Origin of the sequence: Tundrisphaera macrotermitis (assembly GCF_051175315.1) — a bacterium.
Taxonomy (GTDB): Bacteria; Planctomycetota; Planctomycetia; order Isosphaerales; family Isosphaeraceae; genus Tundrisphaera.
In genome coordinates, this window is the sequence record NZ_CP195100.1 from 464126 (window position 1) to 476972 (window position 12847).

The window sequence follows — 12847 nt, forward strand, 5'->3', positions numbered from 1 at the left end:
CATTCGCTTGACCGTCGCAGAGCTCACGGCTGGCCCGATCCTGATCGCTGCCCACGGACGCAATGAGGCGTCCAGCAACAACACAGGAGATCATCATGAACACTCAACCCATCGGCATCTTACAGACCAGCTACACCGTATCGATCACCTTCGTCGACAAGCCGGACGACGCTTCACGGGCACGGCTGAAAAGCTCCGGATACCAGTTCGACCGAGGCCGCTGGTTTAAGAACCAGTCGGACAGCAAGCCGGTGACGCAAGAAGACATCATCGCCATCACGGCGGCGAACTAACCGACCGGGGGCCGGTGCGAGCCGGCCTCCAACTCGAATCAACTCCAAGGAAGGAACACCATCATGGCATCACCAGCTCACAGACTCAAAGACGGCTGCCTCTCCGTCGTCATCTGGAGGAACACCAGCCACAGCGGCTCGACTTATTACACCGCCAACCCAGTGCGATCCTACAAGCAGGGCGAAGAGACCTGGAAAGAGACCGACTCACTCAATGGAGACGACTTGCTCGCGATGGCCGAGCTTCTCCGCGAAGCCTACGCCTGGATCAGGATGCAAAAGCGGGCCGATGCGGCTGGCGTGAAGCAGGCCGCGAGGGTGACGGCACGGTAACCATTGACATTAACCGGGGCGGGTGCAAACTCGCCCCCAACATCAGGAGGATATATGCAAAACGACATCGACGACGAAACCCTGAAAGCGGCGATCATCGCCTGCCGGCCCTTCGTGTACCTGGAAGATCTGAAGAAGCGTGTTGCCGCTCATCTCGGCAGGCCGGAACTGTACACGGGAGAGCGTAACGAGTTCGGCATGCGGGTCTACCGAATCAGCGGCCGGATCGACCGCGAAGAGACGCAGGCGCGAATCGCCGGGATGGGCTTCAGGGAAGCCGACACCGAAATGCTCGAAAGCTTCGTGGGCCGTAAGGTGGAGATGCTGATGGGAGTGGGCGGCATCTTCGGGGAGCACATTCAGAAGGGCACGATCAAGCCGAATGGCCGGGGAGGTTACCTGTTTATTCCGAAGGGCAGCCGGACGAAGGGCTACGTCGCCACCTACCTGAGGCTGGAGACCGGCGACACGTCCGGGCTGGCCAGGTCGGTGATCGTCGTGCAGGAGGGGTGACCGCAGGCGTGGGGTGGCTCCGGTGGGGTCGCCCCGCATGACGCATAAAATAATGATTGCGTTAATAGGAATAGCGATGTAAAACAAAATTACAAACACAGCAAGGAGGCTGACATAATGACAAACACTAAACACACACCAGGGCCTTGGGAAATTTTGGCGCACAGTAATATGACCGTTGTTGCGGGACGAAGAGTTGTGGCAAGTTGCGGTGGATACTCTGACAATCAGAGATTCGAAGCGGTAGAGCTTGAAAATCATGCCAACGCCCGCCTGATCGCCGCAGCACCGGTCTTACTCGACGCCTGCCAGAACGCCTTCGATGCCTTGGAATCGGCAGTCGCTAGAGACCCGGAAGGGAATGAGGCGCGGGTGCTTAAACTTCTCCGCACTGCCATCTACACGGCGATACCCGCATGACCGAGCACAAACCCGGGCGCCCGACCTCCCCCTGCGCCAAGTGCGGAGGGAGCGACCGCTACGCAGGAGGCAACTGCAAGCCCTGCTACCGCGAGTATATGCGGGAGTACCGAAAGCGGTGGATCGCGAAACGGCGGCAGGCGATGAAGGCCGAGTCAGGCAGCTGACTTGGAGGAGACGCGCAAGCAATGGTGCCTGGCGATGGAGAACGATACAGAAGGGAGTTAGAATATTATGCCACAACCTGAACACCTCACAAAGCAACCCCGTGTTGTTATCACGAATCCTGTCATGGGGATTTACCTCGGCAACTGCCTCGGGCTGGGATTCTGGACGCTCTTGGATACCGCAGGCCAGCAGGAGGCAGTGACCTTTTCGAGCAAGCAGGAAGCCTTCAGCCACATACAAAGCTGGGATAGCGAGGATCGAGCCCTCGATTACCGTTGCGTCCAGGTGCCAACGCAACGGGAGTACGCAACCGTTTCCGAACTCGCGAAGGCGGGATTGACTCACCTTCTCGGCGACATGCTGGCGAATATTTCAGCTATAACAGCAACTGCATAAATGTCAGGATACCGGACGGAAAGAGAGGTGACATGTGGAGAAAAATACAAGGGGTCGAGAGCCTTGAAGAAGCGATCAAAGCCATTGCGAGCGGGGTAGCAAAATCCGTCAGGGCGACGGTGGAGTACGAGGGCCGGGAATACACGGCGACGTTCGAGCCCAAGATACCGGACGCAACGCCGGTACAGCCTGTAGCGAGCGCCCCGGCTTTACCATCCTCGTTCGACGCGATGCGGCTCTCGCGGGAGCTCGGAAGCCTTCTGCTTGGTCCCGAGGGGATGATGGCCGTCGACGAACTGCCCTGGCTCACCCTGCCGCCGGGCTACTCGTTCAAGGTGACGTTCCCGTTCAGCGGCGCGGCGGCGAGGTTCCGGGTGTGCAGGACTGACCAGCCGGAACGCATCATCAGCGTCTACCTCGACACCAGGGACGTGCTGGGTTACGTCGGCCAGCCTTACTGGGAGGCATACCCGATCGCTGGCGAGACCGCCCGGTTCCTGCTGGCCGAGTCGGAAGAACTGGTTGCGGCTATTGTTGGTGAGCTGGAGGGTGACGTGCCCTTGGGGGAGCCGGCTCCCGTTTGATCGCGGCCTCGCGTCAGCTCACGGACCGCTAGAAAGCTGAACCTCTTGCGTTCGGCAGCTCCTCTGATACGGCCCGTCGGAAGAGGCTGGCCGGATCGCCGCGGTTCTACTACGCTTGTCCCCGAGCCGCCCATAATCGGGCGGCATTCCCCCTCTTCTCTCCAGCTTGGGAGGACAACTCGTGGGCAAGTTCAAAGGACGGCGCGCCGCGATCTTCATCGCGGCAGGCCTGCTGATCGCGGTCATGCTCCAGGCCCGCGCCGAGGAGCCGAAACAGGCCGATGCCAAGCTGGCCAAGGATCTGATCGGGACCTGGACCCTGGAAGAGGCGAAGACGCCGGGCAGCCCGTCCGGGGTCGGCAGCCGACTCAAGTTCTTCACCGGCACCCACTGGATGATCACCCAGCCCGATCCCAAGACCGGCAAGGTCATCTTCCACCACGGCGGCCGCTACACGCTGGACGGCGACACCATGGCCGGGACCGTCGACTTCGCCAACGAGAACACGGCCGCGATGATCGGCCAGACGCACAAGTTCAAGATCAGCGTCGAGGGCGACGTCTACAAGCAGACCGGCCTGGATTCCGAGTTCACCGAGACTTGGAAGCGGGTGAAGTAACGTTCGTGATAGATGCGTGCAGCCGAAAGGCACCAGGGCCGGGGCGGCGTTTCAATGCCGTTCCGGCTCTGAGGCTGGGCGATACGCCGAGCTTCGAGCAATCCGCCCCGAAACCACCTCACCCAGCCCCATCGGACCCCGCAACCGGACAAATCTCCATCCCCCGGATCAGGCCGCGCTCGAACGTGAAGCGATGGCCCACCAGCTCATCGGCCAGCACAGCCCCGGCCAGGTCGCGCACCACCATGTGCACGTCGACCAGGATGCGGCCGTCGCCCTCCGGATGGAAGGCCACCGGCTCCACGTGGGGGTCGATCTCGCCCCATTGCTCGGCCCAGTAGGCACCCACAGCCTGCGGGCCCAGGACGGAGCCGCCCTTGAACGCGCGCGGCCAGGCCACGTCGTCGGTCATGAGGGCGACCGCGGCGTCGATGTCGCGCGCGTTGAAAGCCGCGTAGATCGCGTGGAGCAGGTCGATTTCGGGCGAGGGGTGGTCGGGCATGTTGGTGAAGGTTCTTTCCGTTCGGGGTGATTACCTGCTGGAGTCGGGCGTGGTGGTATTTTGAACGATGGCCTGATGCTCGCGACCCCGAACAGCATCTTCCTTGATTGACACAATGCCGAGCCGCGAGCCCAGCCATCCGCCGATCGACTGTCCACCCCGCTCACCTGCTCTTCTCGACATACCCTTCCTTGACCTTCTGAGCAATGATCTTGGCGGTCTCGGCGGCCGCCTTCTCGGGGCTGTCGAACGTCTTGGTCTTCGCCTGGCCGTTGGAGCCGAGCTTGCCCCACCGGGTCGTCATCTCGCTGCCCTCGCAGGCGACCTCCCAGAACTTGCCCGAGCCTTCACTGGTGAACTCGAAATAACGCTTCCCGGATGCCCCATCGGACGTTGAGGCAGGAGCGGATGCGCCCGCGGGGAGGACGTAGCCCGACCGGGGCGTGTCACGCTCGTCGTTCCAGATGAGATACGTGTCCTCACCGATCGTCGCGGCTCCACCTTCCAGGCCGTCGGCGAGATAGGCCAGGTACGCGGCGAGCCCGGCGGCTGCAAGGTTCTCCGGCCCGGTCTCGTGGCTGAAGTTGACCAGCTGCCCGACCTTGCCGCCCTCGGCCGGCGCCAGGTCGATCACCGTGTAGTCGCCGCCGCCGCTGTTCGTCAGCGGGATCCAATGAGGGTGGAAGTGGACATGCTGGATCGGTCCAACCGGCTCCATGTCGGGCTCGTCGAACTCCGTCTCGGCGAGGATCTCCTTCCACATCCGGACCTCCCCCTGCATTTGCTCGAGGGAGAGGTAGTCGCCCGAGGGGAAGAGCCGCATGACCCCGCTGCCGTCGTGGATCAGGTACGAAGCCCGCACGGCCTCGGGCAGTTCCAAGGCCAGGGCCCTCTCGGCCTCGGCAATGGCTTCGGGCGTCGCACCTGGGTGCATTTTCGCGGCCAGCGTCGGGGCGTTATTCTTCAGCCAGGCATCGATCCGCCGCCACGATGACTCGACCGAGGCCCGGACTTTCGGGTCGATCGACCGGTCGCCCGCCGGCTGCACCTCGACGCCCTCGGGCCGCAGGGGAAGCTTGGCGATGATCTTGGAGATGGGAGGCTTGCGCGGCTTCATCTTCCTCGGCTCGTCGGCGTTGGTGATGACCAGGCCCCCGCCGATTTCCTCCCAGGCTTCGGCCCATTCCTCAAGCCGAGCGGCTTCGTCATCGCGGCCATCCTCCTCTGCCTCTTCGGCCGCCTCACGAATGGCGCTCTCGATATCGGAGTGGAGGCGATTCGCCTGATTCAGAAGGCTGAAGAACGGCCGGGATGCCTGATTCAGCTCCTCCAAGGCGGCCTTGACCTTGGAGTTGTAGGCGTCGATCGCGGCGGCGTATACCGGTTCCTGCTTGGCGATGGCCTGCCGGAGCTCCTCAAACTTCGCCCGCTGGTCTTCGGTCAGCTCTTTCATCGTGAACCCCGGCCGCCTTGTCTCTGGGGAAACCGGCGACGATTCTGCCACGGGGGACGACGGGAGGCAATACGCTTAAAAGAATCGGCATTAATGTCTTAGGAGTGACGGAAAGTGCTTGATCCGAAGATTATTCGGCGCCATGCAGGAGGGGCGAGGCGATGATGCCTGGCGGAATGGAAAGGCTATATCGATGTTTTGGAGACGCAATAAGCCCTCAACACCACAACGGCCCGAACCGAAGTTCGAATTCCTTATCGGAACGATCCGGGTTTCTCAGTCTCCTGACGGTAAATGGCGTATCCAGCGATACGGGTTGCCTGTTCAGGCCGAGGAGCCTTACTACATTCCGGCATGGGCGGGAATCATCTGGCCGCCTGGCAATCAACGGGGTTTCGAGAGTGAGGAAGGCGCGATTGCTGCTTGGCATGCCTATGCAGCCCGTCAGAGCCAGCCCGACAGGATCCTCTTCATCCCTCGATCAGGGGAAAACGGAGCGGGGGCCGCATGACCCCTACCGAAGTCCGAGCTATCCGCGACCAGCTCGGCAGCACCAGGGCCATGGCCGCGCGGCTCCACGTCACCGAGCGGGCCGTGCAGCTCCAGATGAAGCGCGGCATCAAGCGTCGGTCGACCGCGGAGCAGGTGCGGGCGCTGTTGGAGACGCCCCGGTGAGGATCGTGTCCGAGGCCGAGTTCCATGCCCGCCTGGTCGAGGTGTTGGCCGCACTGCCCACAGCCGAGATTGGCGCATCACTTCGCCGGGTCGACCAACAGCGGCTTGAATTCTTTCATCTCCTGCTTGATGCCCGATAGGCGGGCCTGATCCGCCTGGGCCGAGGCGGGCGAGACATAGCCCTTCTTCTGCATCGCCCTGCTCCACTTGGCGCGTTCCTCGGCACGGGCGAGGTCGGATCGCAGCAAGGCCAGCCGCGTACGCTCGGCCACGATCATCTTCTGCCGTGCAACACCCAGGACAATGGCAAGCAATGCCAGGGCGAGCATTAGGTAGCGGATCGACAAACGTGGTGGCTTCATGATCGGCCTTTAGGCTTGGGTTATGCGCGGATCATGACCTGGCCCGATAATCCATTAGGTCGTGACCAAGCTCGCCGTGACTAGCGAGAAGCCGCGCGATGGTCTTCTTAAAGTGAAATAGCGTCAGCCGCATCTCTGCCGGCCCTGAAGGCTCGATTGGAAAGTGAGGCAAGGGCGATGCCTTCCTGCGGCACTCCACACTCCCGCGCCCCCTTATTTGCCCTGCTCGTAAATCATTTTGTAGCTAAACCGGACACCCCGATAGAAGCCTCGGTTCGTATGTTCCTGGACTGGTTTCCCGAAGTCTTCGGGTCGGAACAATTCAGTGATTTGATCAGTAACCTGAAGTATGCCAGCCAATCCTTCGCGCGTGATGAATAGAAACGTCGCCTCTTTCTCCGGGTTGTAGAGGCCGGTCTTCGGGTCGCGGTACATGAGATACTCGCCCGCCGGGCGGCTCAAGTCGGGCATATTACCGCTGCGAAGCCCGGATGCCATCATCCCGAATCCACTTTCATCTACCTGCCACGCGCGAAGACCGATGCCTCTGAGGGCGAAGTAAGCTCGGTCAGAACCCGGTGGCCGGTACTCCGCACCCTCCAGGTCGAATCCGCCTTTGGCCGCCCATGCGGCAACGGTTTCTGCTGCGGTTGTCTTAGCGTCCCCTAGTCCATCAGTCCATTTGGATTCCCGACCCGTATCGAGGTCCTTAAATGTCACCAAGTGGTCCAGGGGCTGAGGGGGGCCGATGATTACCCCGACCCAAGCGTTCGAGTCCCTGACCTTCTCGCCGGTCGGGAATAGCTGGCCAACTGGCGTTTCAGCCTTGGGCAGGGCGGCAAAGGTAGGCAAACCCACTTTGGAGAAGGCAGGATCATCCGTAAAATCCATCCAGGCCGTTTCCCACCAGTTGGCCCATCGCAGGGCCAGCTCGTGGAAAAGCTGACGCTGGAGTCGTCGCTGTAATTCGCCTCCGTCGAGGCTGATATGATTCAACTGATCCTCGCCGAACCGTTTGCCGGTTATCGCTTGCAAGGCGCCCATGATCTCGCGAAATGGCATCCCAAAGCTGAATTCATCACCCTCATCTTTCTTGCTCAAATCGTGGCGTTGCAGAAATTCGAGAAGTTTATCATTCGTCGTTTTAAGACCGTAATCGCTTCCCTCATCGACAAGCGTCCTTGGGATCGCCCGGATCAATGCCGGTACCGCCCGTGGGTCGCCTATCGCCCGAAGGGTAAATCCGAGCGCGCGGAGCGGCCGATTCTCGGTCGTGCGATCGAGTTCCTCGATCAGCGGCAAGACGGCAGGCTTCCCGATCGCCGCCAGATCTCGCATAGCCACACCCCATATATTCTCCCGGTCGATGTTCAAAGTTCGGAGGCTCTCGATCAACTGCCGGATTCGTTCGCGGTCCGCTGCATTCGCGGCCGGTTCTATTTGCTTTTCGAGAGCGACGGCGTTCGGGGCCGAGTTGTCGATTTTCCCCCGGAGGACCGGTACAGGCGTGTCCGAATCAGCCGCCTGTGACGTTAGGATCGCCCCGGCTACCGACAGGCTCCCGGCTGCTATGAGCATCGCTGCTAGAGACTTGACCATCACCATCTCCTTCAACGTGGATTGGACCAGCAGGCTGACCGCGGTCGGAATTGCCAGGGCGAGGCGTCCGGTCGCCAGCGCGGCCGTCGTTTCGATGAGTGCCAAAGGCGTGGTCGCCTGGAGTCCGGACAGGCCCAGCGTGCAAGTCGCCGGGGAATAGCCTCGCCTTGTCAGGCGTGAGCGCAAGATGTCGCGTGCCCTGCTCAGCCGGCTGCCAGCGGTGCCGTCGGCGCAGCCCATGCGGGACGCGGCCTCCTTGAGGGTGAGGCCCTCGAGCAAGCAGAGGATGACCGACTCCCGCAGCCTGACGGGAAGACGGCCGACTTCCTCATCGAGGACGCCTCGCAACTCAGCGATCTCGGCCGCATCTGGCGACTCGGAATACGGGCCGTCAGGGTCCGGCACGGCAAAGGAAGTCCGACCCCGGGCGGATCTGGCCCTCCCCGCGACGCGGCGGCTGACCCCATAGAGCCACCGGCCGAGCGAGTCCTGGACGCGAATCGCACCGGCGCGGCGGGCGAGCACGAGGAAGGTCGCCTGGAAGGCATCCTCGGCGGCCTGCTCGTCGCGGAGGATGCGGCGGCAAACTCCCAGCACCATCGGACCGTGGCGGGCCACGAGGGCGGCAAAGGCCATCTCGGCTGAGTCGCCACGCGACGAGATGAACCGCTCGACCAGTTGGGCGTCCGACATGCCCGCGACCGATCCCGAGCCGAACAGGACGCCGAGATGCCGCAATTGGTCGCCCGAATATCCGCTCGCCATGAACCGCTCCTCCAGTGATTCGCTCCATCCCTACCATGCGGCGAGCCGGCGATCTCTTCCGTGGATTCTTGAAAATCTGGCGGCGACTCCAAACCAAAACTACCGACCGGGCGTCTCCCCCGCGAGCGGGGGCCGGCGTGCTCCGGGTTCCGTCGCCCAGGCGGGCGACCGGCTGACGCCGCCTCCGCTTACCTGACGCGAACCAGGTGGCAGCCGCCCCCTCGCCTCCAAGGGGCAAGGCTGCGCTTCCGCTCCGACAATCTTCCCCTGCCGCTCTCGCGCCATTCCTCGCGGGCAAGATTCTCTCCGCTCCACCCCTGTTCCGGCTCACCCCCGGCCTTCGCCAGGCGGGCAGAAGTTCAGGCGTGCTACCCGCCGCTGAACTTCGCTATCAACAACCCACCTGAAAGGCCAGCACCATGAATTACAACGTTCAAAATCACATCGTCCACTGCAAGCGCGAGCCGTTCGACGTTTACATCGGGCGTCCGGGCAAATGGGGCAACCCGTTCTCAATCGGCAAAGACGGGACGCGAGAGCAGGTAATTGCTAAATACGAGGCGTGGCTCAAGCGTCAGTCTGGTCTGATGGCGGCATTGCCCGAGCTACGGGGCAAGGTGCTGGGATGCTGGTGCGCTCCGCAGGCGTGTCATGGCGACGTGTTGTCACGGCTGGCGAACGAGGGCGTGTTGATTTGCCGAGAGGCTGAAAGTGAGCCTGCCAGCGAAACCGTTTCCCTTTCCGGCTCAGCAACTTAACGCTTGCACGAAGGGGCGAGCGTGATACAACGAAAAGGCCGGGTGGACGCCCGGCCTCAACACATACAGCAAGGAAGCATTACCATGGGGCAACAGCAAAGCCAAGCGGTAAATTTCGTTTACAAAATGCCAGATGGAACGAAAGTTCCTGCCATTGACGTGCTGCTCAATCTGGATTCTCTTCCCGCCTATCAGGCTAAACGCGATACGAGCAGCGGGAAATCAAGGGTTGCGAAGAAATTAGCCGATTTTAGGCGAGTATGGGCTGGTATAAGTGCGAAGAAGCCGGGCGAACCATTCAGCTACGAGGAATGGCTTGAACATCGTTTCCATAACCACTCACCTTATTTCGATGCCGTCGCCGACACAGCCTCGATGGTTTGGTCTTGTGGAAATCGACTCATAAATCAGGATTTGGAGTCTGTGCGGGTGCGGGTCAGACTGCATAGGGAATATGAACGCCCTCACCCCATTCAGATCCACTACAAGTTCGATGTCGAGGTTGACGGCACATTTTTCGATTACTCGGAGCCTTGCGCAATCAGCCTATCGTCAGCGGAGATGGAACGCCTCACCGGGCTTTATGTCAAATGGGAGGTGGAGCAAGGTTACCACTTCGCCGACTACGCAGCTCGCGGGTTTCGTACATAAGGAAACGGCGGGGCATGCCACCCCGCCGCCACCCAAGTCAGCGATCTAACTCACCCCAAAAAATCCGTCGCGCGCTCGCGTCCCGCTCGCTCAACCCTTCTTCACATCAATCCGCATCGCCGCCACCGCGAACTCGTCGCCGTTCGCATCCATCGTCCCGCCCGCCCCCTTCTCCCTCAACCCATCCCGCTCGATCACCTGCCCAATCATCTGGGCCTTGATCCGCTTGTGCAACGCTCTCAAAGTCCCCCCTTCCCCGGCCTCCAGCGTCACCGTCACCAGGTCGCGTTTGACGAACACGATCACCAGCTTGCGGTAGTGCGGGAAGTCCGCCTCGACGTCGTCGATGAAGTGGTACGGGATCGAGAGCGACCGCCCGTTCTTCTGAACGAACTCGATGAACGCCTTCCGCTTGCCCTTGTCGAGCGAGACGCCCTCGCCGTCGTCTGCCCTGGGCACGGCCTCCAGTGGCCTCAGGTTTTCGACATGCCCCATCCCGTTATCGCTCGATGCCTTCCCGAGCAGCCTGTCGCGTGCGGAGCTCATGTTGCACCCCATCGGTTTGCGGTTGCCGCCAGAACGCCTTCTTCCTGACCAGGGACAGATGACGCTTCATCGCTTTGCCCCAGCCCGCGAGCAGCTTGGGCGTGGAGACCTTGACCGGCTTCTTCGCGCGCGGCTCCGACTCGCCCGGGGGACGCACGCCGGTAAACTCCCGCAGGATTTTGAGAGGATGCCCTGGCGGCAGTCCCTTCGCGTCGCCCGCGATCCGGAGCTTCTCGCCCGCCTCGTCGGCTTCTTTGACCATCGCGTGGAAGGCCGGGAAGGCGAGTTTCGCTGCGTCGGGCAGCTCGGGGGTTTTGTGCTTCTCCCAGACGATCCGGCCGCGGCGGGCGAAGTCGATGACCTCTGCTTCCATGTCGAGCGAGGCCTGCGTGGAGACCATGCCGTTGCCTTGGACCACGTCGGGCAGCTCGGGGAGTGCGGCCTTCAGGCCGGGCAGACTGACTTCGCCGACGCCCCGCTTGAGGGCCAGCGTCATGAGCCGCTCCTCGGTCACGCGGCTTTCGGCCTGGAGGAGGGTGTCGAGGGCGGCGGCGAGGTGATGGGCGTCTCTTTCCGGAAGCGAGGCCGGTACCGCCTCAACTGCCTTCCAATGCGTCTCGGCGATGGCGTTCAGCTCGTAAGCCGTGAGCTTGCCCTCCCATTCCTCCCGCAGCTTCGCCGGGTCAAGGGCGTCCCGCTTCTTCTCGCGGGTGAGCACGGCCAGGGCGGCACGGCCTTTGGGGCTCCTGATATGGGCGAGCCTGCCTTCCAGCTCTTTCAGCTTGGAGGTATCGGTCGTGCCCTTGATCTGTTCGCTCAGGGCCGCGCCCCGCAACGCCTGCTCCTTGTCGATGTCCCCACGTCTCGCTGACAGCTTGCGGCAGGCGGAGTCCGGCACGCCGACGATGCGAAAGTTGTCCTTTGTCGGCTCGGTCTGGTAGCCCCTCGCCCGCAGGCCCCTCGCCACCTCGTTGTGGAACGCAGCCGTGAGGAAGGCGGAACTCTCCACGACCGGTCGCATCTCGGGGGCGAACCATTTGCCCTTGAAGGAGACGGCGTTCAGGATCGTGTTGTGGATATGGTCGCCGGGGTCACGCCCTCGCGTGATGTCGTGGTAGAAGGGGGCGGAGAGCATCGAGCCGGTCTCGACCATGACGCCCCTGACCCGGGCAACCATCCGCTCCTCGGCCAGCTCCATAGTGGTGGCATTGGCTCCGGCGATCACCTCCCGGATCGAGTCGTCGGCGAGCGCCCGGAGCACGGCGGTGGGCTTGTTGACGCTCAGCGTGATGTCGTGGAGGCAGCGGCGGTTCACCCGCTCCTTCTGGGAGAGCTTCTCCCCCTTCGGCCCCCTGCCCCGGACGGCTTTCCGCCAGTCGGCCATGTCGGCAGGGCCGGACAGCCCGAGATTGGCGGCGTCTTTCCCCTGCCAGTCCCCCACCGTCTCCAGCTCAGAGCCCGCGTGCCCGTAATAGGCGATGCAGCCCTCGGCGCTGGTGCAGGCGGTGTAGTTCATCATGGGGTATAGGCTCCGGCGGGTCAGTCAGTTGACCGTCGGAATCCTACACATAAGCGCGGTTCGGGCAAGAATCAATTTCGGTGTACACCCTACGCGAGTCCGATCATTTCACCGTGGAAAGGCCTACCCGTCACGACCTTACACCGCCGTGGAAGAAGTCACCCGATTGAGGTAGGCGTATTCTCCAAAATGTTCCCTTGCCGCCGCGTTGTAGGCGCGCGCGGCATCCAATTCATCGACGAAAGTTCCAAGAAAGAGCCTCTTGCCGCGGGGGTAGCTAGGTGGCTTGATAACTGCTTTCCACCTGCCCGATTTTTTCTCTAGGTGCACCCCTTTGAATGATGAACTTCCGGCCTTCAGCCTCCGAAGGTTGCAATTATTCTGGGCAGTGGTGGCGATGCGAAGATTGGAGCGTCTGTTGTCCCTCGTGTAATTGTTACGGTGATCTACAACCAGTCCAGGAGGGCAGCTCGTAATATATCTATGATAACTGACCACTTTCCCGTTCACCGAGCCATGAGTATACGGCATTTGGTTTCTGTTCGTCTTGGCGACATACCATTTATGCTGGATGAACCATTCGAATCGATCCGTATCGATTATGGTAAATTCCCCCTTGGGTAGCAGCATACAGATCGACTCTCCCCAATCGACGCCCTCAAGGTCACGATCAAAGTCAAAGGCGGGCGGG

The 12847-nt window shown here is 61.8% G+C and carries 16 protein-coding genes; 9 read left to right on the forward strand and 7 right to left on the reverse strand.

Translation table 11 applies throughout. The annotated features are described in order from the left end of the window. Positions 1-95: 95 nt before the first annotated feature. The 6 genes from TA3x_RS02065 (at position 96) to TA3x_RS02090 (ending at position 3326) form a co-directional block, all read left to right on the forward strand. Positions 96-293, forward strand: coding sequence for a hypothetical protein (locus TA3x_RS02065; RefSeq protein ID WP_435018439.1), 198 nt, complete (start codon positions 96-98; stop codon positions 291-293). A 63-nt stretch (positions 294-356) separates the two neighbouring features. Further along, positions 357-626 carry a hypothetical protein gene (locus TA3x_RS02070; protein WP_435018440.1) on the forward strand — a complete coding sequence of 90 codons (270 nt, stop codon included), beginning with the start codon at positions 357-359 and terminating at the stop codon, positions 624-626. A 54-nt stretch (positions 627-680) separates the two neighbouring features. Beyond that, positions 681-1139 carry a hypothetical protein gene (locus TA3x_RS02075; protein WP_435018441.1) on the forward strand — a complete coding sequence of 153 codons (459 nt, stop codon included), beginning with the start codon at positions 681-683 and terminating at the stop codon, positions 1137-1139. A gap of 654 nt (positions 1140-1793) precedes the next feature. After that, complete coding sequence (locus TA3x_RS02080; protein WP_435018442.1) at positions 1794-2123, forward strand: hypothetical protein; 330 nt, start codon at positions 1794-1796, stop codon at positions 2121-2123. 32 nt (positions 2124-2155) lie between these two features. Then, positions 2156-2707 (forward strand): hypothetical protein, encoded by a 552-nt coding sequence (locus TA3x_RS02085; protein WP_435018443.1) that lies wholly within the window; start codon positions 2156-2158, stop codon positions 2705-2707. A 181-nt stretch (positions 2708-2888) separates the two neighbouring features. After that, positions 2889-3326, forward strand: a complete 438-nt coding sequence (locus tag TA3x_RS02090; RefSeq protein ID WP_435018444.1) for a hypothetical protein — start codon at positions 2889-2891, stop codon at positions 3324-3326. A gap of 118 nt (positions 3327-3444) precedes the next feature. On the opposite strand, the gene TA3x_RS02095 is transcribed toward TA3x_RS02090, so the two are convergent. Next, a complete protein-coding gene (locus TA3x_RS02095; RefSeq protein WP_435018445.1) occupies positions 3445-3828 on the reverse strand; it encodes a nuclear transport factor 2 family protein in 384 nt (127 codons plus the stop codon). A gap of 163 nt (positions 3829-3991) precedes the next feature. Continuing rightward, positions 3992-5281, reverse strand: coding sequence for a WGR domain-containing protein (locus TA3x_RS02100; RefSeq protein ID WP_435018446.1), 1290 nt, complete (start codon positions 5279-5281; stop codon positions 3992-3994). A gap of 507 nt (positions 5282-5788) precedes the next feature. Between TA3x_RS02100 and TA3x_RS02105 the strand changes: the two genes are divergently transcribed. Beyond that, positions 5789-5956, forward strand: a complete 168-nt coding sequence (locus TA3x_RS02105) for a hypothetical protein (RefSeq protein WP_435018447.1) — start codon at positions 5789-5791, stop codon at positions 5954-5956. Positions 5957-6033: 77 nt separating this feature from the next. Here TA3x_RS02105 and TA3x_RS02110 read toward each other — a convergent pair whose 3' ends face one another. Further along, positions 6034-6318: a hypothetical protein gene (locus TA3x_RS02110; RefSeq protein ID WP_435018448.1), complete on the reverse strand. Its 285-nt coding sequence runs from the start codon at positions 6316-6318 to the stop codon at positions 6034-6036. Between the two features lie 213 nt (positions 6319-6531). Beyond that, positions 6532-8682 (reverse strand): RNA polymerase sigma factor, encoded by a 2151-nt coding sequence (locus TA3x_RS02115; protein ID WP_435018449.1) that lies wholly within the window; start codon positions 8680-8682, stop codon positions 6532-6534. Between the two features lie 419 nt (positions 8683-9101). Here TA3x_RS02115 and TA3x_RS02120 point away from each other — a divergent pair, with 419 nt between their 5' ends. After that, a complete protein-coding gene (locus TA3x_RS02120) occupies positions 9102-9440 on the forward strand; it encodes a DUF4326 domain-containing protein (RefSeq protein WP_435018450.1) in 339 nt (112 codons plus the stop codon). Between the two features lie 84 nt (positions 9441-9524). After that, positions 9525-10091, forward strand: a complete 567-nt coding sequence (locus TA3x_RS02125) for a hypothetical protein (RefSeq protein ID WP_435018451.1) — start codon at positions 9525-9527, stop codon at positions 10089-10091. A gap of 90 nt (positions 10092-10181) precedes the next feature. Here TA3x_RS02125 and TA3x_RS02130 read toward each other — a convergent pair whose 3' ends face one another. From TA3x_RS02130 to TA3x_RS02140, 3 genes are all read right to left on the reverse strand, one after another. Further along, positions 10182-10586, reverse strand: coding sequence for a hypothetical protein (locus TA3x_RS02130; RefSeq protein ID WP_435018452.1), 405 nt, complete (start codon positions 10584-10586; stop codon positions 10182-10184). A 4-nt stretch (positions 10587-10590) separates the two neighbouring features. Beyond that, positions 10591-12156: a MobF family relaxase gene (mobF, locus tag TA3x_RS02135; protein WP_435018453.1), complete on the reverse strand. Its 1566-nt coding sequence runs from the start codon at positions 12154-12156 to the stop codon at positions 10591-10593. 138 nt (positions 12157-12294) lie between these two features. Further along, positions 12295-12786, reverse strand: coding sequence for an HNH endonuclease (locus TA3x_RS02140; protein ID WP_435018454.1), 492 nt, complete (start codon positions 12784-12786; stop codon positions 12295-12297). Positions 12787-12847: the final 61 nt, after the last annotated feature.